This is a genomic window from Paenibacillus sp. FSL H8-0317 (assembly GCF_045040685.1).
Taxonomy (GTDB): Bacteria; Bacillota; Bacilli; order Paenibacillales; family Paenibacillaceae; genus Paenibacillus.
Genome location: NZ_CP150294.1, coordinates 6397792 through 6417977, shown reverse-complemented (window position 1 = coordinate 6417977; position 20186 = coordinate 6397792). Strand labels below are relative to the sequence as shown.

Annotated in this window: 35 protein-coding genes; all 35 read left to right on the top strand. The window is 45.3% G+C overall.

Annotated elements, in window-relative coordinates:
• Positions 1 to 7 precede the first annotated feature (7 nt).
• The 35 genes from MHB43_RS28730 to MHB43_RS28560 all read left to right on the top strand — a co-directional run bounded on the left by MHB43_RS28730 (position 8) and on the right by MHB43_RS28560 (position 20163).
• Entirely contained in the window at positions 8 to 256 is a 249-nt protein-coding gene (locus MHB43_RS28730) for a ribosomal L7Ae/L30e/S12e/Gadd45 family protein (RefSeq protein WP_221825251.1), read from the top strand.
• 153 nt (positions 257 to 409) lie between these two features.
• Positions 410 to 832, top strand: a complete 423-nt coding sequence (rpsL, locus tag MHB43_RS28725) for a 30S ribosomal protein S12 (RefSeq protein ID WP_017692070.1) — start codon at positions 410 to 412, stop codon at positions 830 to 832.
• A gap of 87 nt (positions 833 to 919) precedes the next feature.
• Entirely contained in the window at positions 920 to 1390 is a 471-nt protein-coding gene (gene rpsG, locus MHB43_RS28720) for a 30S ribosomal protein S7 (protein WP_017692071.1), read from the top strand.
• Between the two features lie 49 nt (positions 1391 to 1439).
• Complete coding sequence (gene fusA / locus MHB43_RS28715; protein WP_076216857.1) at positions 1440 to 3518, top strand: elongation factor G; 2079 nt, start codon at positions 1440 to 1442, stop codon at positions 3516 to 3518.
• Between the two features lie 95 nt (positions 3519 to 3613).
• The gene (gene tuf / locus MHB43_RS28710) at positions 3614 to 4804 is read left to right on the top strand and encodes an elongation factor Tu (protein ID WP_017692073.1); all 1191 of its coding nucleotides are present in this window, start codon (positions 3614 to 3616) and stop codon (positions 4802 to 4804) included.
• A 436-nt stretch (positions 4805 to 5240) separates the two neighbouring features.
• The gene (gene rpsJ, locus MHB43_RS28705; protein WP_017692074.1) at positions 5241 to 5549 is read left to right on the top strand and encodes a 30S ribosomal protein S10; all 309 of its coding nucleotides are present in this window, start codon (positions 5241 to 5243) and stop codon (positions 5547 to 5549) included.
• 46 nt (positions 5550 to 5595) lie between these two features.
• Positions 5596 to 6219 (top strand): 50S ribosomal protein L3, encoded by a 624-nt coding sequence (gene rplC / locus MHB43_RS28700; protein ID WP_017692075.1) that lies wholly within the window; start codon positions 5596 to 5598, stop codon positions 6217 to 6219.
• Positions 6220 to 6244: 25 nt separating this feature from the next.
• Positions 6245 to 6868, top strand: a complete 624-nt coding sequence (gene rplD, locus MHB43_RS28695) for a 50S ribosomal protein L4 (protein WP_017692076.1) — start codon at positions 6245 to 6247, stop codon at positions 6866 to 6868.
• The gene (rplW, locus tag MHB43_RS28690; RefSeq protein WP_017692077.1) at positions 6868 to 7158 is read left to right on the top strand and encodes a 50S ribosomal protein L23; all 291 of its coding nucleotides are present in this window, start codon (positions 6868 to 6870) and stop codon (positions 7156 to 7158) included. Before rplD ends, rplW begins: the two co-directional genes overlap by 1 nt.
• A 30-nt stretch (positions 7159 to 7188) precedes the next feature.
• Positions 7189 to 8019, top strand: coding sequence for a 50S ribosomal protein L2 (rplB, locus tag MHB43_RS28685; protein ID WP_017692078.1), 831 nt, complete (start codon positions 7189 to 7191; stop codon positions 8017 to 8019).
• Between the two features lie 71 nt (positions 8020 to 8090).
• Complete coding sequence (rpsS, locus tag MHB43_RS28680) at positions 8091 to 8369, top strand: 30S ribosomal protein S19 (protein WP_062836183.1); 279 nt, start codon at positions 8091 to 8093, stop codon at positions 8367 to 8369.
• A 35-nt stretch (positions 8370 to 8404) separates the two neighbouring features.
• Positions 8405 to 8737, top strand: a complete 333-nt coding sequence (gene rplV / locus MHB43_RS28675; RefSeq protein WP_024633583.1) for a 50S ribosomal protein L22 — start codon at positions 8405 to 8407, stop codon at positions 8735 to 8737.
• A 15-nt stretch (positions 8738 to 8752) separates the two neighbouring features.
• The gene (rpsC, locus tag MHB43_RS28670) at positions 8753 to 9418 is read left to right on the top strand and encodes a 30S ribosomal protein S3 (RefSeq protein WP_076216858.1); all 666 of its coding nucleotides are present in this window, start codon (positions 8753 to 8755) and stop codon (positions 9416 to 9418) included.
• A gap of 2 nt (positions 9419 to 9420) precedes the next feature.
• Positions 9421 to 9855 (top strand): 50S ribosomal protein L16, encoded by a 435-nt coding sequence (gene rplP, locus MHB43_RS28665; RefSeq protein WP_017692082.1) that lies wholly within the window; start codon positions 9421 to 9423, stop codon positions 9853 to 9855.
• Complete coding sequence (gene rpmC / locus MHB43_RS28660) at positions 9845 to 10042, top strand: 50S ribosomal protein L29 (protein ID WP_017692083.1); 198 nt, start codon at positions 9845 to 9847, stop codon at positions 10040 to 10042. Before rplP ends, rpmC begins: the two co-directional genes overlap by 11 nt.
• Before the next feature lie 48 nt (positions 10043 to 10090).
• The gene (gene rpsQ, locus MHB43_RS28655) at positions 10091 to 10357 is read left to right on the top strand and encodes a 30S ribosomal protein S17 (protein ID WP_017692084.1); all 267 of its coding nucleotides are present in this window, start codon (positions 10091 to 10093) and stop codon (positions 10355 to 10357) included.
• Positions 10358 to 10391: 34 nt separating this feature from the next.
• Positions 10392 to 10760: a 50S ribosomal protein L14 gene (gene rplN, locus MHB43_RS28650; protein ID WP_017692085.1), complete on the top strand. Its 369-nt coding sequence runs from the start codon at positions 10392 to 10394 to the stop codon at positions 10758 to 10760.
• A gap of 39 nt (positions 10761 to 10799) precedes the next feature.
• On the top strand, positions 10800 to 11153 hold the full coding sequence (rplX, locus tag MHB43_RS28645) for a 50S ribosomal protein L24 (RefSeq protein WP_017692086.1): 354 nt from the start codon (positions 10800 to 10802) through the stop codon (positions 11151 to 11153).
• A 32-nt stretch (positions 11154 to 11185) separates the two neighbouring features.
• Positions 11186 to 11728, top strand: a complete 543-nt coding sequence (gene rplE, locus MHB43_RS28640) for a 50S ribosomal protein L5 (RefSeq protein ID WP_221825249.1) — start codon at positions 11186 to 11188, stop codon at positions 11726 to 11728.
• Positions 11729 to 11801: 73 nt separating this feature from the next.
• A complete protein-coding gene (locus MHB43_RS28635; RefSeq protein WP_013312154.1) occupies positions 11802 to 11987 on the top strand; it encodes a type Z 30S ribosomal protein S14 in 186 nt (61 codons plus the stop codon).
• Positions 11988 to 12019: 32 nt separating this feature from the next.
• Positions 12020 to 12418: a 30S ribosomal protein S8 gene (gene rpsH / locus MHB43_RS28630; protein ID WP_017692088.1), complete on the top strand. Its 399-nt coding sequence runs from the start codon at positions 12020 to 12022 to the stop codon at positions 12416 to 12418.
• Between the two features lie 30 nt (positions 12419 to 12448).
• Positions 12449 to 12991: a 50S ribosomal protein L6 gene (gene rplF / locus MHB43_RS28625; protein WP_017692089.1), complete on the top strand. Its 543-nt coding sequence runs from the start codon at positions 12449 to 12451 to the stop codon at positions 12989 to 12991.
• A 117-nt stretch (positions 12992 to 13108) separates the two neighbouring features.
• Positions 13109 to 13477, top strand: a complete 369-nt coding sequence (gene rplR, locus MHB43_RS28620; RefSeq protein WP_017692090.1) for a 50S ribosomal protein L18 — start codon at positions 13109 to 13111, stop codon at positions 13475 to 13477.
• Between the two features lie 27 nt (positions 13478 to 13504).
• Entirely contained in the window at positions 13505 to 14002 is a 498-nt protein-coding gene (gene rpsE, locus MHB43_RS28615; RefSeq protein WP_017692091.1) for a 30S ribosomal protein S5, read from the top strand.
• A gap of 13 nt (positions 14003 to 14015) precedes the next feature.
• Positions 14016 to 14201 carry a 50S ribosomal protein L30 gene (rpmD, locus tag MHB43_RS28610; RefSeq protein ID WP_017692092.1) on the top strand — a complete coding sequence of 62 codons (186 nt, stop codon included), beginning with the start codon at positions 14016 to 14018 and terminating at the stop codon, positions 14199 to 14201.
• Positions 14202 to 14244: 43 nt separating this feature from the next.
• Positions 14245 to 14685, top strand: coding sequence for a 50S ribosomal protein L15 (rplO, locus tag MHB43_RS28605; protein ID WP_017692093.1), 441 nt, complete (start codon positions 14245 to 14247; stop codon positions 14683 to 14685).
• On the top strand, positions 14685 to 15983 hold the full coding sequence (gene secY, locus MHB43_RS28600) for a preprotein translocase subunit SecY (RefSeq protein ID WP_076216860.1): 1299 nt from the start codon (positions 14685 to 14687) through the stop codon (positions 15981 to 15983). The genes rplO and secY overlap by 1 nt, the downstream gene beginning before the upstream one ends.
• A 90-nt stretch (positions 15984 to 16073) precedes the next feature.
• Positions 16074 to 16718 (top strand): adenylate kinase, encoded by a 645-nt coding sequence (locus MHB43_RS28595; protein WP_036607188.1) that lies wholly within the window; start codon positions 16074 to 16076, stop codon positions 16716 to 16718.
• Positions 16719 to 16721: 3 nt separating this feature from the next.
• Complete coding sequence (map, locus tag MHB43_RS28590) at positions 16722 to 17474, top strand: type I methionyl aminopeptidase (RefSeq protein ID WP_405130869.1); 753 nt, start codon at positions 16722 to 16724, stop codon at positions 17472 to 17474.
• Between the two features lie 10 nt (positions 17475 to 17484).
• The gene (locus MHB43_RS28585) at positions 17485 to 17793 is read left to right on the top strand and encodes a KOW domain-containing RNA-binding protein (protein ID WP_036607194.1); all 309 of its coding nucleotides are present in this window, start codon (positions 17485 to 17487) and stop codon (positions 17791 to 17793) included.
• Between the two features lie 3 nt (positions 17794 to 17796).
• A complete protein-coding gene (infA, locus tag MHB43_RS28580) occupies positions 17797 to 18012 on the top strand; it encodes a translation initiation factor IF-1 (RefSeq protein WP_017692098.1) in 216 nt (71 codons plus the stop codon).
• 152 nt (positions 18013 to 18164) lie between these two features.
• Complete coding sequence (rpmJ, locus tag MHB43_RS28575) at positions 18165 to 18278, top strand: 50S ribosomal protein L36 (RefSeq protein WP_003333770.1); 114 nt, start codon at positions 18165 to 18167, stop codon at positions 18276 to 18278.
• Positions 18279 to 18298: 20 nt separating this feature from the next.
• Positions 18299 to 18667, top strand: coding sequence for a 30S ribosomal protein S13 (gene rpsM, locus MHB43_RS28570; protein WP_062329455.1), 369 nt, complete (start codon positions 18299 to 18301; stop codon positions 18665 to 18667).
• A gap of 19 nt (positions 18668 to 18686) precedes the next feature.
• Positions 18687 to 19082, top strand: a complete 396-nt coding sequence (gene rpsK, locus MHB43_RS28565) for a 30S ribosomal protein S11 (protein ID WP_017692100.1) — start codon at positions 18687 to 18689, stop codon at positions 19080 to 19082.
• A gap of 136 nt (positions 19083 to 19218) precedes the next feature.
• Positions 19219 to 20163 (top strand): DNA-directed RNA polymerase subunit alpha, encoded by a 945-nt coding sequence (locus MHB43_RS28560; RefSeq protein ID WP_017692101.1) that lies wholly within the window; start codon positions 19219 to 19221, stop codon positions 20161 to 20163.
• Positions 20164 to 20186 lie beyond the last annotated feature (23 nt).

The window sequence follows — 20186 nt, the reverse complement described above, 5'->3', positions numbered from 1 at the left end:
ATACACAATGTCTAATGAAAAAGCCTTGCAAGATGCTCATGTCAAAATAGGTACCAAACAGACCATGCGGATGGTGCAGACAGGTATGGCTTCTGAAGTCTATGTCGCAGAAGATAGTGATCCGCAGCTCACTTCCAAAATCATTGCTTTGTGTGAACAACACGATGTGAAGTACACGAAAGTGGATACAATGAAAAATCTCGGCAAAGCTTGCGGGATTGGAGTGGGAGCAGCTATGGCTGCTGTCGTAAAATGATAGTGTAAGGAACGTTTTTGTCCGAGAACTTTTAGGGATTCTCTAAGGCAAAAACTTTTCATTTGTCTTTTTATGAACCGCCTGGGTCTGTGGACTTAGCGAAAAGAGGTTTATAAAGAAACATGAATATTTGAGGAAGGGGGTGGCAATCACATGCCAACTATTAATCAACTGGTTCGTAAAGGACGTCAAGCAAAAGTTGAGAAGTCAAAATCTCCAGCTTTGCAAAAAGGATTCAACGCTTTGAAACGTGAATCTACTAACATCAGTGCCCCACAAAAACGTGGTGTCTGCACTCGTGTAGGTACAATGACTCCACGTAAACCAAACTCTGCACTTCGTAAGTATGCCCGTGTTCGTTTGACGAACCGTCTCGAGGTTACTGCTTATATCCCGGGAATCGGACATAACCTTCAAGAGCACAGTGTGGTATTGATCCGCGGAGGTAAAGTTAAAGACCTTGCGGGAGTTCGTTATCACATCGTTCGTGGAGCTCTCGATACTGCAGGCGTAAACAACCGTATGCAAGCTCGTTCGAAATACGGTGCAAAACGTCCAAAAGCTAAAAAAGCCTAAACCATTATAAGCAGAAAACCTGAAAGCCTTCTGGCTTAGGTCTGGAAGGTACAGAGTCTGCTGAACAAGAAAGAAAGGGGGATATCCATGCCACGCAAAGGTCCAGTTACGAAAAGAGACGTGTTGCCTGATCCGTTATACAACAGCAAGTTGGTTACTCGTTTAATCAACCGCATCATGATCGGCGGAAAACGCGGTGTTGCTCAAAGCATTCTGTATAATGCGTTCAAGTTGATTCAAGAACGTACGGGTAATGACCCTATGGAAGTATTTGAAGCAGCAATCAAGAACATCATGCCAGTCCTAGAAGTTAAAGCTCGCCGTGTCGGCGGTGCCAACTACCAAGTACCAATCGAGGTGAAACCAGAGAGACGTACTGCTCTGGGATTACGTTGGCTCGTGAACTACTCCCGCAACCGCGGTGAGAAAACAATGGAAGAGCGTTTGGCGGCTGAGATCATCGACGCTTCCAACAACACAGGCGCTTCCGTTAAAAAACGTGAAGATACGCACAAAATGGCTGAAGCGAACAAAGCGTTTGCTCACTACCGTTGGTAGGATTCAGTTCACAATAAAAAAACTTCAATTTTGAAGGGAGACCCATTTCATGGCTAGAGAGTTCTCCTTAAAAAATACACGTAATATCGGGATCATGGCTCATATTGATGCGGGTAAAACCACGACAACTGAGCGGATCCTGTTTTACACAGGACGTACGCACAAAATCGGTGAAGTACACGAAGGCGCTGCGACAATGGACTGGATGGAACAGGAACAGGAGCGCGGAATTACGATTACTTCCGCTGCAACTACCGCTGCTTGGAAAGGCCACCGCGTTAATATTATTGATACCCCGGGACACGTTGACTTCACTGTTGAAGTTGAACGTTCCCTTCGTGTATTGGACGGAGCAGTTGGTGTATTCAGTGCGAAAGAAGGCGTTGAGCCTCAGTCGGAAACCGTATGGAGACAGGCTGACAAGTACGGCGTACCTCGTATCGCATATGTAAATAAAATGGATATCATCGGTGCTGACTTCCTGAACGTTGTATCTGACATGCGTGATCGCCTTCAAGCGAACGCTGTTGCGATTCAACTTCCAATCGGCGCTGAAAATGATTTCACTGGTATCATCGATATCGTTGCACAAAGAGCTCATATGTACAAAGATGATCTTGGTCAAGATATCGAAGAAACCGACATTCCTGCAGAATTTGCAGATCAAGTTGAAGAACTTCGCAACGAGTTGATTGAGCGCGTTGCTGAACTGGATGAAGATTTGACAATGAAATACCTGGAAGGCGAAGAGATCACAATTGATGAGATCAAAGCCGTACTCCGTAAAGGTGTTGTAGATGTTAAGATCTTCCCGGTTATCTGTGGATCCTCGTATCGTAACAAAGGTGTTCAACTGATGTTGGATGCTGTTATCGATTACTTGCCAGCTCCAACGGATGTTCCATCGATCACTGGACATCTTGAAGATGGAACTGAAGCAGTCCGTCAGTCATCCGATGAAGAGCCTTTCTCCGCATTGGCATTCAAAATCATGACGGACCCTTACGTTGGTAAATTGACATTCTTCCGCGTATACTCTGGTGTTCTTCAATCCGGATCATATGTATTGAATGCCACTAAAAACAAACGTGAGCGTATCGGTCGTATCCTTCAAATGCATGCGAACAGCCGTCAAGAAATCACTGTAGTTTACTCCGGTGATATTGCAGCTGCCGTAGGTTTGAAAGATACGGGTACAGGTGATACACTATGTGATGAGAAAAATCCGGTTATCCTGGAGTCAATGAACTTCCCTGATCCGGTTATCGAAATCGCCGTTGAACCTAAAACCAAAGCTGACCAAGATAAAATGGGTGTTGCTCTCGGTAAGTTGACTGAAGAGGATCCAACTCTTCGTGCTCATACTGACGAAGAAACAGGCCAAACAATCTTGGCAGGTATGGGTGAGCTTCACCTTGATATCATCATCGACCGTATGCGTCGTGAGTTCAAGGTTGAAACTACTGTGGGTAAACCACAAGTAGCTTACCGTGAAACATTCCGTGCTCCAGCGCGCGTTGAAGGTAAATTCGTACGTCAATCCGGTGGTCGTGGTCAATACGGTCACGTATGGGTTGAATTCGAACCTCTCGAGCCGGGTACAGGCAGCCAGTTCGAAAGTAAGGTTGTCGGTGGTTCCGTGCCAAGAGAATACATTCAACCTGCACTGTCAGGGATTGAAGAGCAAATGAAAAACGGCGTTATTGCAGGCTTCCCGCTTGTTGACGTTAAGGCTACAATCGTAGACGGATCTTACCATGATGTCGATTCCAATGAGATGGCATTTAAAATTGCCGGATCTATGGCGCTTAAAGCGGCTAAAGACAAGTGTAAACCAGTTCTGCTTGAGCCTATCATGAAAGTAGAAGTAACTGTTCCAGAAGAGTACATGGGTGACGTAATGGGTATGTTGAACTCCCGTCGTGGCCGCATTGAAGGTATGGATTCCCGTAGCGGAGCTCAAATCATTCGTGCTAAGGTGCCTCTGTCTGAAATGTTTGGTTACTCTACAACTCTTCGTTCCGGTACTCAAGGACGCGGCGTATTCTCCATGGAACTCTCTCACTATGAAGAAGTTCCTAAGAGCATCGCTGAAGAAATCGTTGCCAAAACAAAAGGCACCGAGTAATCTTCTCACACTGGATGCAAGTGCATAAGAATTTAATTCGGAGCACTTCATTCAGTGAAAACATAAAATTATAATTTTAAGGAGGCCACGTTCAAATGGCAAAGGCTAAATACGAACGTAATAAACCCCACGTTAACATCGGTACTATTGGTCACGTCGATCACGGTAAAACAACTCTGACTGCTGCAATCACAACTGTATTGTCCAAAACTTACGGTGGTGCTGCAATTGCATTCGACCAAATCGACAAAGCTCCAGAAGAGCGCGAACGCGGTATCACAATCTCCACATCACACGTTGAGTACGAAACTGACACTCGTCACTACGCTCACGTTGACTGCCCAGGTCACGCCGACTATGTTAAAAACATGATCACTGGCGCGGCTCAAATGGATGGAGCTATCTTGGTAGTATCCGCAGCAGACGGCCCAATGCCACAAACTCGTGAGCACATCTTGCTCTCCCGTCAAGTAGGCGTACCTTACATTGTTGTATTCTTGAACAAATGTGACATGGTTGAAGACGAAGAGTTGTTGGAATTGGTTGAGATGGAAGTTCGCGACCTTCTTAACGAATATGAGTTCCCAGGTGACGATACTCCAATCACTCGTGGATCCGCTCGTGAAGCTCTGGCAAACCCAGATGGCGAATGGGCTCAAAAAATCGTTGAGATGTTCAAAGAGATCGACACTTACATCCCACTGCCTGAGCGTCAAACTGACAAGCCTTTCTTGATGCCTGTCGAGGACGTATTCTCCATCACTGGTCGTGGTACTGTTGCTACTGGCCGTGTAGAGCGTGGTACTGTTAAAGTCGGCGAAGAGATCGAAATCGTTGGTATCACTGAAGAAACTAAAAAATCCGTTGTAACAGGCGTTGAGATGTTCCGTAAATTGTTGGATTCCGCTCAAGCGGGAGACAACATCGGCGCATTGTTGCGTGGTGTTGACCGTACTCAAATCGAGCGTGGTCAAGTACTTGCAAAACCAGGTTCTGTTAAGCCACACACAGAATTCACAGCTCAAATCTACGTTCTGACTAAAGAAGAGGGTGGACGTCACAAACCATTCTTCACTGGTTACCGTCCACAGTTCTACTTCCGTACAACTGACGTAACAGGCATCATCAACTTGCCTGAAGGTACTGAAATGGTAATGCCTGGTGATAACATCACTGTTACTGTTTCCCTGATCTCCCCAATCGCGATTGAAGAAGGAACTAAATTCTCCATTCGTGAAGGCGGACGTACAGTAGGTGCCGGTTCCGTAGCATCTATCCAAAAATAATTTGGCTTAACGCTGAATAAAGCATATGTAACAGTGTACTGGAACGAGTAACATTGTATTGTAACGAAGCTTCGGAAGAGTTCTTTATCCGACATCGGATAGAGAACTCTTTTATTATGTTTAAAGTTCGGAACCTGCGTCATACGAAATGAACATCATTTACGAGTTTAGAAGGATTGGCAAGGCAGCCTGGATATTGAAGATTAACACTGCAATAAACGAAGTCATTTCATCAGAAAAGATAAGTTTAAATGTTTTTCTTAAATATGCTTGCAATACGCCTATCTTTTCTATATAATAATGAATGTTGTTCTGTGACGTTGCGATGATGTGAGAGGTTACTGGCACACCCGGCCCCTTTGCCATGGGAGAGTGGCTAGAAAATTTTCACGGAGTATGTCCGATAAAAAATTGGGCGTTAGAAGGAGGGACTAAAATGGCAAAGCAAAAAATTCGTATTCGTTTGAAAGCTTACGACCACAGAATTCTTGATCAATCCGCGGAGAAAATTGTTGAAACAGCAAAACGTTCGGGTGCTGGTGTATCCGGTCCGATTCCGCTTCCTACTGAAAAACAAATCATTACTATTCTTCGTGCGGTGCACAAGTACAAGGATTCTCGGGAACAATTCGAACAACGTACACATAAACGTTTGATCGACATCGTTAACCCGACTCCACAAACTGTGGATGCCTTGATGCGCTTGGACCTGCCGTCCGGTGTAGATATCGAAATTAAATTGTAATATAAGCTACAACAAAGACCATGTATAAAGGAAAAGAGGTGTCAACATGAAAGCAATCTTAGGAAAAAAACTCGGAATGACTCAAGTATTTACTCCTGAAGGTAACGTCGTTCCAGTAACGGTTATCGAAGCAGGCCCTTGTGTTGTTTTGCAAAAGAAAGACATTGAGAACGATGGCTACGAAGCAATTCAAATCGGTTACTCCGATAAGAAAGAGAAAAATGCTAACAAGCCAGAAGCAGGTCACGCTAAAAAAGCGAACACTGCCCCTAAGCGCTACGTTCGTGAAGTTCGCGGTATCAACATCGCAGAATATGAAGTTGGCCAAGAACTGAAAGCTGACATTTTCGCTGAAGGCGAATTCGTTGACGTAACGGGTATTTCTAAAGGTAAAGGTTTTGCCGGCGTTATCAAACGTTGGGGACAAAGCACTGGACCTATGTCACACGGTTCGCGTTACCACCGTGGCCCTGGTTCAATGGGTTCGATCCAAGCTAACCGCGTTCCTAAAGGCAAACGCCTGCCAGGACACATGGGACATGATACTATTACAATCCAACGTCTTGAAGTAGTTAAAGTAGACGCTGAACGTAACGTGTTGCTCGTGAAAGGTTCCATTCCTGGACCGAAAAACAGTCTCATCAGAGTTAAAGAAACGGTGAAAAAATAACCACTGAAGAAAGGAGGAACACAAAATGCCAAAAGTATCAGTTTACAATGTAGATGGTAGCCAAGTAGGTGAAGTTGAATTGAACGATGCGGTTTTCGGAATTGAGCCGAATCAACACGTTCTGTACGATGCAGTTCTTATGCAACGCGCTTCCCTTCGTCAAGGTACCCACAAAGTAAAAGGACGTTCTGAAGTACGTGGCGGTGGACGTAAGCCTTGGAAACAAAAAGGTACAGGTCGCGCTCGTCAAGGTTCAATTCGTTCACCACAATGGAAAGGCGGCGGTATCGTATTTGGTCCAACACCACGGAGCTATGCGTATAAACTGCCTAAGAAAGTTCGCCGCTTGGCGATCAAATCAGCCCTTTCATCTAAAGTGCTTGACAATGACATTATCGTTTTGGACGCTCTCACGTTGAGCACGCCTAAAACTAAAGAATTCGCAGCCATCTTGAGTAACCTCAAAGTGGGACGTAAAGCTTTGATCGTAGCTCCTAGCTATGATGATAATGTAGCTCTTTCCGCACGGAATATTCCAGGCGTGAAATTCGTAGCTGCTGACGGCATTAATGTTCTTGACGTGCTTTCGCACGACAAATTGATCATTACGAAAGAAGCAGTTCAGAAGGTAGAGGAGGTGCTCGCGTAATGAAGGATCCTCGTGATATTGTAAAACGTCCGATTATTACGGAACGTACTGCTGACATGATGAACGACTTGAAATATGTATTTGAAGTCGATATCCGTGCAAACAAAACCGAGATCAAAAAGGCAGTAGAAGCTATTTTCAATGTAAAAGTGAAAAACGTGAACACGCTTCGTGTTCCAGCTAAGCCGAAACGGTACGGACGTTATTCCGGATATACTAGCGAATGGAAAAAAGCGTTTGTAACACTGACAAAAGACAGCAAAACGCTTGAGTTCTTTGAAACTGTATAATTGAATTTTTGAAGTAAGGAGGGAAACCTAGTGCCAATCAAAAAGTATAAACCAACATCCCCGGCAAGACGGAACATGTCCGTTTCTACATTTGAGGAAATCACCACAAATCAGCCGGAGAAATCGTTGTTGGCCCCGTTGAGCAAACAAGCAGGCCGCAACAACCAAGGTAAAATTACAGTTCGTCACCATGGTGGTGGACACAAACGTAAATACCGTATCATTGACTTCAAACGTACTAAAGATGGAATACCGGGCCGCGTTGCTACGATTGAGTATGACCCGAACCGTACATCCAACATCGCTTTGATTCACTATGCTGATGGTGAGAAACGTTACATCATCGCTCCTAAAGGTTTGAAAGTTGGAGATCAAGTATTCTCCGGACCTGAATCAGACATCAAAATCGGTAACGCACTGCCACTCGAAAACATTCCAGTAGGTACCGTTATCCACAACATCGAGTTGAAACCAGGTAAAGGCGGACAATTGGTTCGTGCTGCTGGTACAGAAGCTCAATTGCTTGGTAAAGAAGAAAAATACGTTTCCGTTCGTCTCTCTTCCGGAGAAGTTCGTCGTATTTTGAAAGTTTGCCGCGCGACAATCGGATCTGTTGGTAACCAAGACCACGAGCTCATCAAAATCGGTAAAGCCGGTCGTAGCCGTTGGTTGGGTAAACGTCCTGAGGTTCGTGGTGTAGTAATGAACCCTAACGATCACCCACACGGTGGTGGTGAAGGTCGTGCTCCAATCGGACGTAAATCGCCAATGTCACCATGGGGTAAACCTACTCTTGGTTACAAAACGCGTAAGAAAAATAAAGCTTCTGATAAATACATCATTCGCCGCCGCACGAAGTAATACACACTGTGCATAACTTCGTGAGGCATCTGCGGATGCATAATAGCTACGTTTGAAGGGAGGATCTCCACATGGGTCGCAGTTTGAAAAAAGGGCCATTCATTGATGGCTACATGCTCAAAAAGGTAGAAGAGATGGAAGCTTCAGGTAAGAAGAACGTAATCAAAACCTGGTCCCGTCGTTCTACAATTTTCCCACAATTCATCGGTCACACATTTGGCGTTTACGATGGTCGTAAACACGTGCCAGTGTATGTAACTGAGGACATGGTCGGACACAAACTGGGTGAGTTCGCTCCAACCCGTACGTACAAAGGCCATACTGATGATGATAAGAAAACAAGAAGATAAATGAACATCTTTAATGTTTGAGAGGAGGTTACACAATGGAAGCAAAAGCACATGCTAAGTTTATCCGGATTGCTCCTCGTAAAGTTCAACTCGTTGTTGACTTGATTCGCGGCAAGCAAGTAGGTGAGGCGGTTGCCATTCTCCGTCACACTCCGAAATCCGCTTCTCCAATCGTTGAGAAGTTGCTTAACTCCGCTATTGCGAATGCGGAACATAACTATTCTTTGGATGTTAACAACTTGGTTATCTCGCAAGCTTACGTGAACCAAGGACCGACAATGAAACGTTTCCGCCCTCGTGCAATGGGACGTGCAAGTCGTATTAACAAACGTACTAGCCACATTACTTTGGTGGTATCTGAGAAGTAGAAGGAGGGGAAATGTGTGGGCCAAAAGGTAAATCCAGTCGGACTCCGTGTCGGAATTATCCGTGACTGGGAATCTAAGTGGTATGCAGGCAAAGACTTCGGTGATCTTTTGATGGAAGACGTGAGAATTCGTGAATTCCTGAAAAATAAATTGAAAGACTCCGCTTTATCTCGTGTAGAAATTGAGAGAGCGGCTAACCGCGTAAACGTAACGATTCACACTGCTAAACCAGGTATGGTTATTGGTAAGGGTGGTTCGGAAGTTGAAAATCTTCGTAACCAAATTACGAAAATTGCTGGCGGTAAAAAAGTACACATCAACATTTCTGAAATTAAGAACCAAGACTTGGACGCTGTTCTTGTAGCTGAAAGCATTGCACAACAATTGGAACGTCGTGTTTCTTTCCGTCGTGCTCTGAAACAAGCAATTCAAAGAACTATGCGCTCTGGTGCTAAAGGTATCAAAACTCAAGTAGGCGGACGTCTTGGCGGTGCTGAGATCGCACGTTCTGAAGGCTACAGCGAAGGAACTGTTCCACTGCACACACTGCGTGCTGACATTGACTATGGTACTGCAGAGGCTCATACTACTTACGGACGTATCGGCGTAAAAGTATGGATCTATCGTGGAGAGGTTCTTCCTACGGCTAAGAAACAAGCTGCTAAGGAAGGAGGCAACTAATCATGTTGGTACCAAAACGTGTAAAACACCGTAAGCAACAACGTGGACATATGAAAGGCCAAGCTAAAGGCGGAACGACTCTGAACTTTGGCGAATACGGTCTGCAAGCTACGGAACCGGCTTGGATTACGAACCGTCAGATCGAAGCGGCTCGTATTGCGATGACTCGTTACATCAAACGTGGTGGTAAAGTTTGGATCAAAATTTTCCCAGACAAACCAATCACTCAAAAGCCTCTCGAGGTTCGGATGGGTAGCGGTAAAGGTAACGTAGAAAAATGGGTTGCAGTAGTGAAACCAGGTAAGATCATGTTTGAACTTGCTGGTGTACCGGAGGAAATTGCACGCGAAGCAATGCGTCTTGCCGCTCACAAACTGCCAATCAAAACGAAGTTCGTGAAACGTGAAGAATTGGGTGGTGAAGCAAATGAAAGCTAGTGAATTTCGCAACCTAACCTCTGCTGAAATCGAGCAAAAGATTGCCGGATTTAAAGAAGAACTCTTTAACCTCCGCTTTCAATTAGCTACCGGTCAGCTGGATAACCCGACTCGCATCCGTGATGTGCGGAAAGAAATAGCTCGTGCTAAAACCATTATCCGTGAGAGAGAATTGGGAATCGGTTAATTAGGGATAGGATGGACAATCCGTCCGTAATCAGGAAGGAGGCCAACAATGAGCGAAGAACGTAACGCACGTAAAGTGCAAACTGGTAAAGTGGTCAGCGATAAAATGGACAAAACAATTGTTGTTGCTGTAGAAACTTACAAAAAACACAACTTGTACCATAAACGCATTAAGGTTACTAAAAAATTCAAAGCACATGACGAAGAAAACACTGCGAAAATCGGTGACACGGTGAAAATCATGGAGACTCGTCCGCTTTCGAAAGATAAACGCTGGAGACTTACTGAAATCGTAGAAAAAGCGGTTATCATCTAATGCTCAGCAGCACTGCTGAAAGGAGGAATACTAAATGATTCAACCATTTACACGTTTGACTGTGGCTGACAACTCCGGTGCGAAGGAACTGATGTGTATCCGCGTACTCGGCGGTACGGGACGTCGTACAGCTCAAATCGGTGATCTGATCGTTTGTTCTGTTAAACAAGCAACACCAGGCGGCGTTGTCAAAAAAGGTGATGTAGTTAGAGCGGTTGTCGTTCGTACGAAACGTTCTGTACGTCGTAAAGACGGTTCCTACATCGGTTTTGATGAAAATGCAGCGGTTGTGGTAAAAGACGACAGAAGCCCACGTGGAACACGTATTTTCGGACCAGTTGCTCGCGAACTTCGCGATAAAGACTTCATGAAAATCGTTTCCTTGGCTCCAGAAGTTATCTAAAGCTTAATCTCGTGATGTTAGAAACAGGAGGTGTACGAAATGCCAAGAGTGAAAAAAGTTCTGGAATCCCATAACAACAAACTTCACGTTAAAAAGGAAGATACGGTTATGGTGATCAGCGGTAAAGACAAAGGTAAAAAAGGCCGTGTCATCGCTGCTTATCCTCGTGAGAACCGCGTCCTTGTGGAAGGTGTTAACATGGTGAAAAAACACCAGAAGCCTAACCAGCAAAATCCGCAAGGCGGCATTATCGAGAAGGAAGCTCCGATTCACGTTTCCAACGTAATGCACATCGATCCGAAGAGCGGAAAAGTAACCCGTGTAGGTTACAAAGTTTTGGATAACGGTAAGAAAGTGCGCGTTGCTAAACGTTCCGGAGAAATTATCGACTAATTGAACCGAATGAGAAAGGAGGGCTATGATTCATGGCATCAAGAATGAAAGAACGTTACCTGCAAGAAATCGCTCCTGCTTTGATGCAGAAGTTTAACTATACAACGGTAATGCAAGTGCCGAAAATCGAGAAAATCGTTATCAACATGGGTGTGGGCGACGCTGTCCAAAACTCTAAAGTGTTGGATTCCGCAGTAAGCGATTTGCAACTGATCGCAGGTCAAAAACCTGTAATCACTCGTGCTAAAAAATCTATCGCAGGATTCAAACTGCGTGAGAATATGCCTATCGGTGTGAAAGTAACATTACGCGGTGAGCGTATGTACTTCTTCCTAGATAAATTGCTCAACGTAACGCTTCCTCGTGTCCGCGACTTCCGCGGTGTATCGAGTAAAGCTTTCGATGGACGTGGTAACTACACACTGGGTCTGAAAGAGCAACTGATCTTCCCAGAGATCGAGTATGATAAAGTTGATAAAGTCCGCGGTATGGATATTGTCATCGTAACAACGGCGAAAACAGACGAAGAGTCCCGCGAATTGCTCACGCAAATGGGAATGCCTTTCGTTAAGTAATGTTGGCATAACGTTTCCGGGTGTCTGGAAAGACTCCCTTTTCTCCGAAATTATTTAGGAGGTGTCAGGCTAAGTGGCAAAAACTTCGATGAAAGTTAAACAACAACGTACACCTAAGTTTAAAGTACGTGCATATACACGCTGTGAGCGTTGCGGACGTCCACATTCGGTCCTGCAAAAGTTCAAAATTTGCAGAATTTGTTTCCGTGAATTAGCTTATAAAGGCCAGATCCCTGGCGTGAAAAAAGCAAGCTGGTAAAAAGTCCTGAACGGGAAGGAGGTTAACTCACAATGACTATGTCTGATCCAATTGCAGATATGCTTACTCGTATTCGTAACGCGAACACTGTTCGTCACGAAACGGTAGAAATGCCTGCTTCGACAATGAAAAAACAAATCGCCGATATCCTGAAGCGTGAAGGTTTCATCCGTGACGCTGAAGTTATCGATGATAACAAACAAGGGATTATCCGTGTTTTCCTGAAATACGGTCAAAATAACGAGCGCGTTATCACTGGTCTGAAAAGAATCAGTAAACCTGGTCTTCGTGTTTACACGAAAAGCAACGAAGTACCTCGTGTACTTGGTGGCCTGGGAATCGCGATCATCTCGACATCTAAAGGTATCATGACGGACAAAGAAGCTCGTCAATCGAAATCCGGCGGAGAAGTCGTTTGCTACGTTTGGTAATATAACGTCACAAGATAGGAGGTGCAACATATGTCTCGTATTGGTCGCAAACCAATCACAGTACCAAGTGGTGTAGACATCACCCTGGACAACACCGTTATTACGGTAAAAGGACCTAAAGGAACTTTGACTCGTGAGCTTCATAAAGACATGAAGGTTACGGTTGAAAATAACGAAATCACAGTTGTGCGTCCTTCCGATAACAAAACTCACCGTTCTTTGCACGGCACAACGCGTAGCGTTGTAAACAATATGGTGAGCGGCGTTACTGAAGGATTCGCGAAATCTCTGGAATTGGTTGGGGTCGGATATCGTGCAAGCAAATCCGGAGATAAAATCGTTCTGAACGTTGGTTACTCTCACCCGGTTGAAATTACACCGGAAGCGGGAATTGAATTCGAAGTACCTTCGAATACAAAAATCATCGTTCGCGGAATTGACAAAGAGCGTGTAGGTGCTTACGCTGCTAAAATCCGTTCCGTACGTGAACCTGAGCCATACAAAGGTAAAGGTATTAAATATGAAGGCGAGCGTATCATCCGTAAGGAAGGTAAAGCCGGTAAGAAGAAATAAGATTTCTCTTACCGCCTTTGCGCGGCTTTCGGCTTGCTTGCTTCGTGTGTTTCTAATATACCCCGTGGCTTCTGCTTTGAAGCCAGCGAGGTAACCTGAAAGGAGTGAATCTTTGAGATGATTACGAAACCAGATAAAAATAAGGCTCGTCTGAAAAGACACCTTCGTGTTCGTAAGAAAATCCAAGGAACGGCAGCACGTCCTCGTTTGAACGTATTCCGTTCTGGTAAACATATGTATGCTCAAATCATCGATGATGTTGCTGGTGTAACAATCGCTTCCGCGTCTACCGTAGACAAAGAATTGAGCACTGACATCAAAAATGGTGCATCTGTTGAATCAGCTCGTAAAGTTGGCGAACTCGTTGCTAAACGTGCTAAAGACAAAGGTGTTTCCAACATCGTATTTGACCGTAGCGGATATCTGTACCATGGTCGTATCGCAGCATTGGCTGAAGCGGCTCGTGAAGCAGGACTTGAGTTTTAAGATATTTTTCAAAAGGAGGTTAACGACTTGCGTGTAGATCCGAATACTTTGGAACTGACTGAAAGAGTTGTAAATATTAATCGCGTAGCTAAAGTAGTAAAAGGCGGACGCCGTTTCAGCTTTAGCGCACTGGTTGTAGTCGGCGACGGCAACGGCTGGGTTGGAGCTGGTATCGGTAAAGCGGGCGAAGTACCTGATGCAATTCGCAAAGGTATTGAAGACGCTAAGAAAAACCTTGTACACGTTCCACTCGTAGGAACATCGATTCCTCACTTGGTAACAGGTAAGTTCGGCGCAGGACGCGTGCTGTTGAAACCAGCATCTGAAGGTACTGGTGTTATCGCTGGTGGTCCTGTACGTGCGGTTCTCGAACTTGCTGGTGTAGGTGACATTTTGACAAAATCTCTGGGTTCTTCGAATTCCATGAACATGGTCAATGCGACTTTGGAAGGTTTGTCCCGTTTGAAGCGTGCTGAAGACGTGGCTAAACTGCGCGGAAAATCCGTCGAAGAGCTTCTGGGTTAAGGAGGGAATTCTCATGGCTAAATTAGAAATTACCCTCGTCCGCAGCTTGATCGGACGTCCGGAGACGCAAAGAACAACTGTGAAAACATTGGGTTTGCGCAAAATCAATAGCAAAGTGGTACAAAACGATAATCCTGCCATCCGTGGTATGATTAACAAAGTAAGCCACTTGGTTGCTGTTAAAGAAGTAGAAGCTTAATAACGGGTTAATCCCACAAATCTTTAAGGAGGTGCAACGAACGATGAAGTTACATGAGCTTTCACCATCTCCTGGATCCCGCAAAGAACGTAAACGTCTTGGTCGCGGTCCAAGTAGTGGTACAGGTAAAACATCAGGTCGCGGTCACAAAGGACAAAATTCTCGTTCTGGCGGTGGAGTTCGTCCAGGCTTCGAAGGTGGACAAAATCCATTGTATCGTCGCTTGCCAAAACGTGGTTTTGTAAACCCAACTCGCAAAGAATATGCAGTTGTGAATACTGAAGACCTGAACAGTTTTGCTGCGGGTACTGAAGTAACTCCAGAATTCTTGATGACGAACGGCGTAGTTAAAAACGCTAAATCCGGAATCAAAATCCTGGGTAACGGTGATGTCACTGTGAAGCTGACTGTTAAAGCTAACAAGTTTTCTCAATCTGCTATTGAGAAAATTGAAGCTGCTGGCGGTACAACTGAGGTGATTTAATGTTCAAGACCCTAAAGAATATCTGGCGGGTTGAAGATCTGCGCAAAAGGGTATTATTTACCCTTTTTGTACTGATCATTTACCGCATCGGCTCCTTTGTCCCCGTGCCGGGAGTTAACAAAGATGTGTTCGAAGCGACAAATTCTGCGGGTAAAGAAGTTTTTGGACTTCTCAATACGTTCTCGGGTGGAGCGCTCTTCCAGTTCTCGATATTTGCGCTCGGGATCGTGCCTTACATCACTGCGTCTATCATAGTACAGTTGCTTTCCATGGACGTTATTCCTAAATTAGCGGAGTGGGCAAAGCAAGGTGAACAAGGTAAGAAGAAATCTGCACAGTTGACCCGTTATTTAACCATCGGGCTGGCATTGATTCAAGCGTTTGGTACGTCGATCGGATTCAACCGCTTGTACAATACAGAGATGGTGCCTAACGCTACATTTGCAGATTATATCTTGATCGCGATTGTACTTACGGCCGGTACTTCATTCCTGATGTGGCTTGGTGAGCAGATCACCGAGAAGGGCATAGGAAACGGGATTTCGATCTTGATCTTTGCGGGTATCCTATCTACGGTGCCTAACATTATCAAACAAACGGTCGAATCTGACTTCATTCAACCTGACCAACTGTTTATGAATATTCTTAAAGGTGTTATCATCGCAATTGTTATTGTGTTGATCATCATAGGGGTCATTTATATTCAGCAGGCGATTCGGAAGATTCCGGTACAGTACGCTAAACGTGTCGTAGGTAACAAAATGTACGGTGGACAGAATACACATATCCCGCTGAAAATTAATGCAGCAGGTGTTATCCCTGTCATCTTTGCTTCATCGCTGTTGATGTTCCCAACGATCATTGCCAACTTCTGGGCAGATCGCCTTTGGGCACAGTGGATCGGACAGAACCTGACTACACACAAACCTCTGGGTATGTTGCTGTATGTCGTGATGATCTTCGGTTTCACATTCTTCTATACTTTCGTACAGATGAATCCACAGCAGATGGCTGATAATATGAAAAAGAACGGCGGTTACATCCCAGGCATTCGCCCGGGTAAAGCAACCGAGAAATATCTGACCCGTGTCATGACTCGTTTGACAATGGCCGGAGCCATCTTCTTGGCAGTCATTTCCGTTCTGCCTGTATTCTTAGGGGCACTTTCTGGTTTGCCTCAATCTGCGCAAATTGGAGGAACATCCCTCCTGATCGTTATCGGTGTTGCGCTGGATACGATGAAGCAAATCGAAAGCCAATTGATCAAACGCCACTACAAAGGTTTTATCAATAAATAGGCAATAGGTACCGGTCGAGTGAAGATTTACTTGCCGGCACCTATTGTGCTGTTTGTTGATGTAGGGTAGTCTTGGAGGGAGTGACATAACGTGAACATCCTATTCATGGGCCCTCCGGGGGCAGGAAAAGGAACGCAAGCAGACGTCATCGTGAAAGAGTTCGGTATTCCCCATATTTCAACAGGCGATGCATTTCGTCTCGCGATCAAACAGGGAACTCCCATTGGCATGAAAGCCAAGGAATATATGGATCAAGGATTGCTTGTACCAGATGATGTAACCATTGGCATCGTTGAAGAACGTTTGCAGCAGCCTGACTGCAGAGAAGGTTTCCTCTTGGACGGATTTCCAAGAACCCTTTCACAAGCAGAAGCGCTCGATGGCATTCTGGATAGATTGAACTCAGGTCTCGATCATGTAATCAACCTGAAAGTGGATCGCAACAAATTGCTGGCTCGTTTGACGGGTCGTCGAATTTGTAAAAACTGTGGTTCCACTTATCATGTGGTATTCAATCCGCCTAAGCAGGAAGGTATTTGTGATAAATGCGCTGGTGAGTTGTATCAACGCTCTGATGATAATGAAGAGAGTGTAGGTACACGACTGGACGAGTATATCAACAAAACAGCACCACTCCTCACGTTCTATGAGACTAAAGGTCTTCTTCGTCAAATGAACGGAGAACAGGATATCGATCAAGTTTCTCAAGAAATCGTGTCCTTACTGAGAGGTTAATTGATGATCATTGGTAAGTCCGAAACGGAACTGGGCTTGATGAGGGAAGCAGGGAGAATTGTTGCGGAAACGCATCGTCTCTTGGCAGAGCATATCGCTCCCGGTATTACGACTGGAGAACTTGACCATATGGCTGATCAATATATCCGCAGTCAAGGAGCTGTGCCGTCTTTCAAAGGTTATAACGGTTTCCCTGCCAGTGTGTGCGCTTCAGTAAATGAAGAGTTGGTACATGGATTTCCCGGCAAACGCAAGTTGAACGAGGGCGATATCGTTACGTTTGACATTGGCGCGCAGTACCAGGGGTATCATGGAGATTCCGCCTGGACTTATCCGGTCGGCCGTATTTCCGAAGAAGCCCGTCGTCTTCTGGACGTTACCGAGGCTTCGTTATACGCAGGTCTGGCGCTGGTAAAACCGGACGTTCGCTTGTTTACAATATCTCATGCAATTCAGAAATATATTGAAGATGAAGGGTTCTCCGTAGTTCGTGAATATGTCGGTCACGGCATAGGCGCAGATCTGCACGAAGAACCACAGATTCCGAACTATGGTCTTCCCGATCGGGGACCACGGCTTAAAGCGGGCATGGTGCTGGCCATAGAGCCGATGGTTAACGTAGGTAGACGGTATGTGAAAATGTTGGAAGATAACTGGACTGTCGTCACGGTTGATGGCAAGTTATGTGCCCACTTTGAACACACTGTAGCAGTTACACCAGATGGTATGGAAATTTTCACGAAACTGAATGCGTAGGTGATGAGGCATGAACAGTCAGTCTAATCCGCAGCTCGGTCAACTTGTGAAGATCCGTAAAGGCCGCAATGCGGACCAAGCCGCAGTAATTGTTGCTATAGCGGACGGTAAGTTCGTATATATTGCGGATGGAGACAAACGTAAGTTTGATCAACCAAAGAAGAAGAATCTTCTTCATCTTGAACTCCAGCCCATGATTAGCAGCGAGGTTGTGAACAGTTTAAACGAGAGTGGTCGGGTGACAAATGGAAAGCTCCGTTACGCGGTTCATTCATTTCTGGAATCCACCAACATTCAAGCTGAAGAGAAAGGAGACTGACTAATGGCTAAGGAAGATGTCATTGAAGTGGAAGGTACGGTTCTCGAACCGCTACCGAATGCAACATTCAAGGTTGAGCTTGAGAACGGTCATCAAATTCTCGCTCACGTTTCCGGAAAACTGCGGATGCACTTTATCCGTATCCTGACTGGAGACAAAGTAGTTGTTCAGTTGTCGCCTTATGATTTAACAAAAGGTCGCATAACTTACCGTAAATAGTAGTAGACAGTTGCAATGAACTGTGAAGCTTATGTAGCGGGTTTTGCCCGGCAAAACTTGCGAAAGCTTCGAAGCCGGTTTTACAATAGTAGAACAAGGTCAATGCTTACGAAGAGGGTTTTGCTTAGCAAAACTTTGAGGAGGTAATTCACATGAAGGTAAGACCTTCGGTCAAGCCGATTTGCGAAAAATGCAAAGTCATTCGCCGCAAAGGGAATGTTATGGTTATCTGTGAAAATCCGAAACACAAACAAAAACAAGGTTAAAGAAGGGGGTGTAGCGTAAAATGGCACGTATAGCTGGTGTGGATTTGCCACGTGATAAGCGCGTTGAGATCGCCTTGACTTATATTTTCGGAATCGGTAAAACGACTTCCCAGAAAATTCTGAGCACAACAGGCATCAATCCGGACACTCGTGTTCGTGATTTGACGGAAGATGAAGTCAGCAAATTGCGTGAAAGTATCGATAAAGAGGTCAAAGTAGAAGGTGACCTGCGTCGAGAAATCTCTTTGAATATTAAACGTTTGACGGAGATCGGTTGTTACCGTGGAGTTCGTCATCGTCGTGGTCTGCCTGTTCGTGGACAACGTACGAAAACGAATGCTCGTACTCGTAAAGGTCCTCGTCGTACAGTAGCGAACAAGAAGAAATAATAAGGGGGGATAAGAGAAAATGGCTAAACCGAAAAAAGTCGTACGTACTAAACGTCGTGACCGTAAGAATATTGAATCTGGCGTGGCGCATATCCGTTCCACTTTCAATAACACTATCGTTACTATTACGGATCCTCACGGAAATGCAATTTCGTGGGCAAGCTCCGGCGGCCTCGGATTCAGAGGTTCCCGTAAATCGACTCCGTTTGCTGCACAAATGGCTGCTGAGACTGCTGCCAAAGCTGCAATGGAACATGGGATGAAAGCCGTTGAGGTTATGGTTAAAGGACCAGGCGCAGGCCGTGAAGCAGCGATTCGCTCTTTGCAAGCTGCTGGTCTTGAAGTTAACCTGATCAAAGACGTAACTCCAGTCCCGCATAACGGATGCCGTCCTCCAAAACGTCGTCGTGTCTAATGAGATTTGCCCCTGCGTGTGGTATATTTCCGGCACAATCTGCTAATAATGGTTGTTTAGGCATACTACTACATGTTTTCGCAAGAGAAGGTAAATGTTTCATAGAGGACCGACGTTTTGAAGGAGGGGTATTGCAGTGATTGAAATCGAAAAGCCGAAAATTGAGACGGTAGACGTCAACGATGATGGCACCTATGGGAAATTCGTAGTAGAACCGCTTGAGCGCGGATACGGTACGACGCTTGGAAACTCGCTTCGCCGAATCTTGCTCTCGTCACTGCCGGGTGCGGCAGTGTCTTCGGTTCAAATCGATGGCGTTCTGCATGAATTTGCTACAGTTCCTGGCGTAATGGAAGATGTAACGGAGGTTATTCTTAACCTGAAAGCTTTGTCGCTTAAGATTCATTCGGACGAGGAGAAAGTGCTCGAGATTGATGCTGAAGGCGAAGGAGCAATTACGGCTGGAGATATCCGTGCTGACTCCGATGTGGAAATCCTTAACCCGGATTTGCACATTGCTACGCTCGGACCAGGTTCGAGACTTCACATGCGTATTTTTGCCAATCGCGGTCGCGGCTACGTCCAGGCAGATCGGAATAAACGCGATGACCAGCCGATCGGCGTCATCCCAGTCGATTCCATCTTCACCCCGATCAGTCGCGTTAACTACGCTGTGGAAAATACGCGTGTCGGTCAAGTGACCAACTATGACAAGCTCACGTTGGAAGTTTGGACTGATGGAAGTATTCGTCCTGAAGAGGCTGTAAGCCTCGGCGCTAAAATTTTGACTGAGCATTTGATGCTCTTCGTGGGTCTTACAGACGAAGCGAAAGATGCAGAGATCATGGTCGAAAAAGAAGAAGACAAAAAAGAAAAAGTACTCGAAATGACGATCGAAGAGCTGGATCTCTCTGTTCGTTCCTACAACTGCCTCAAACGTGCCGGTATTAATACCGTGCAAGAGCTGACTACGAAAACGGAAGAAGACATGATGAAAGTCCGTAACCTCGGACGCAAGTCTTTGGAAGAAGTTCAAGAGAAGCTTGAGGAACTTGGTTTGGGACTACGTACAGAAGAATAGACAGCCGAGTGCTTGAAGTGAAG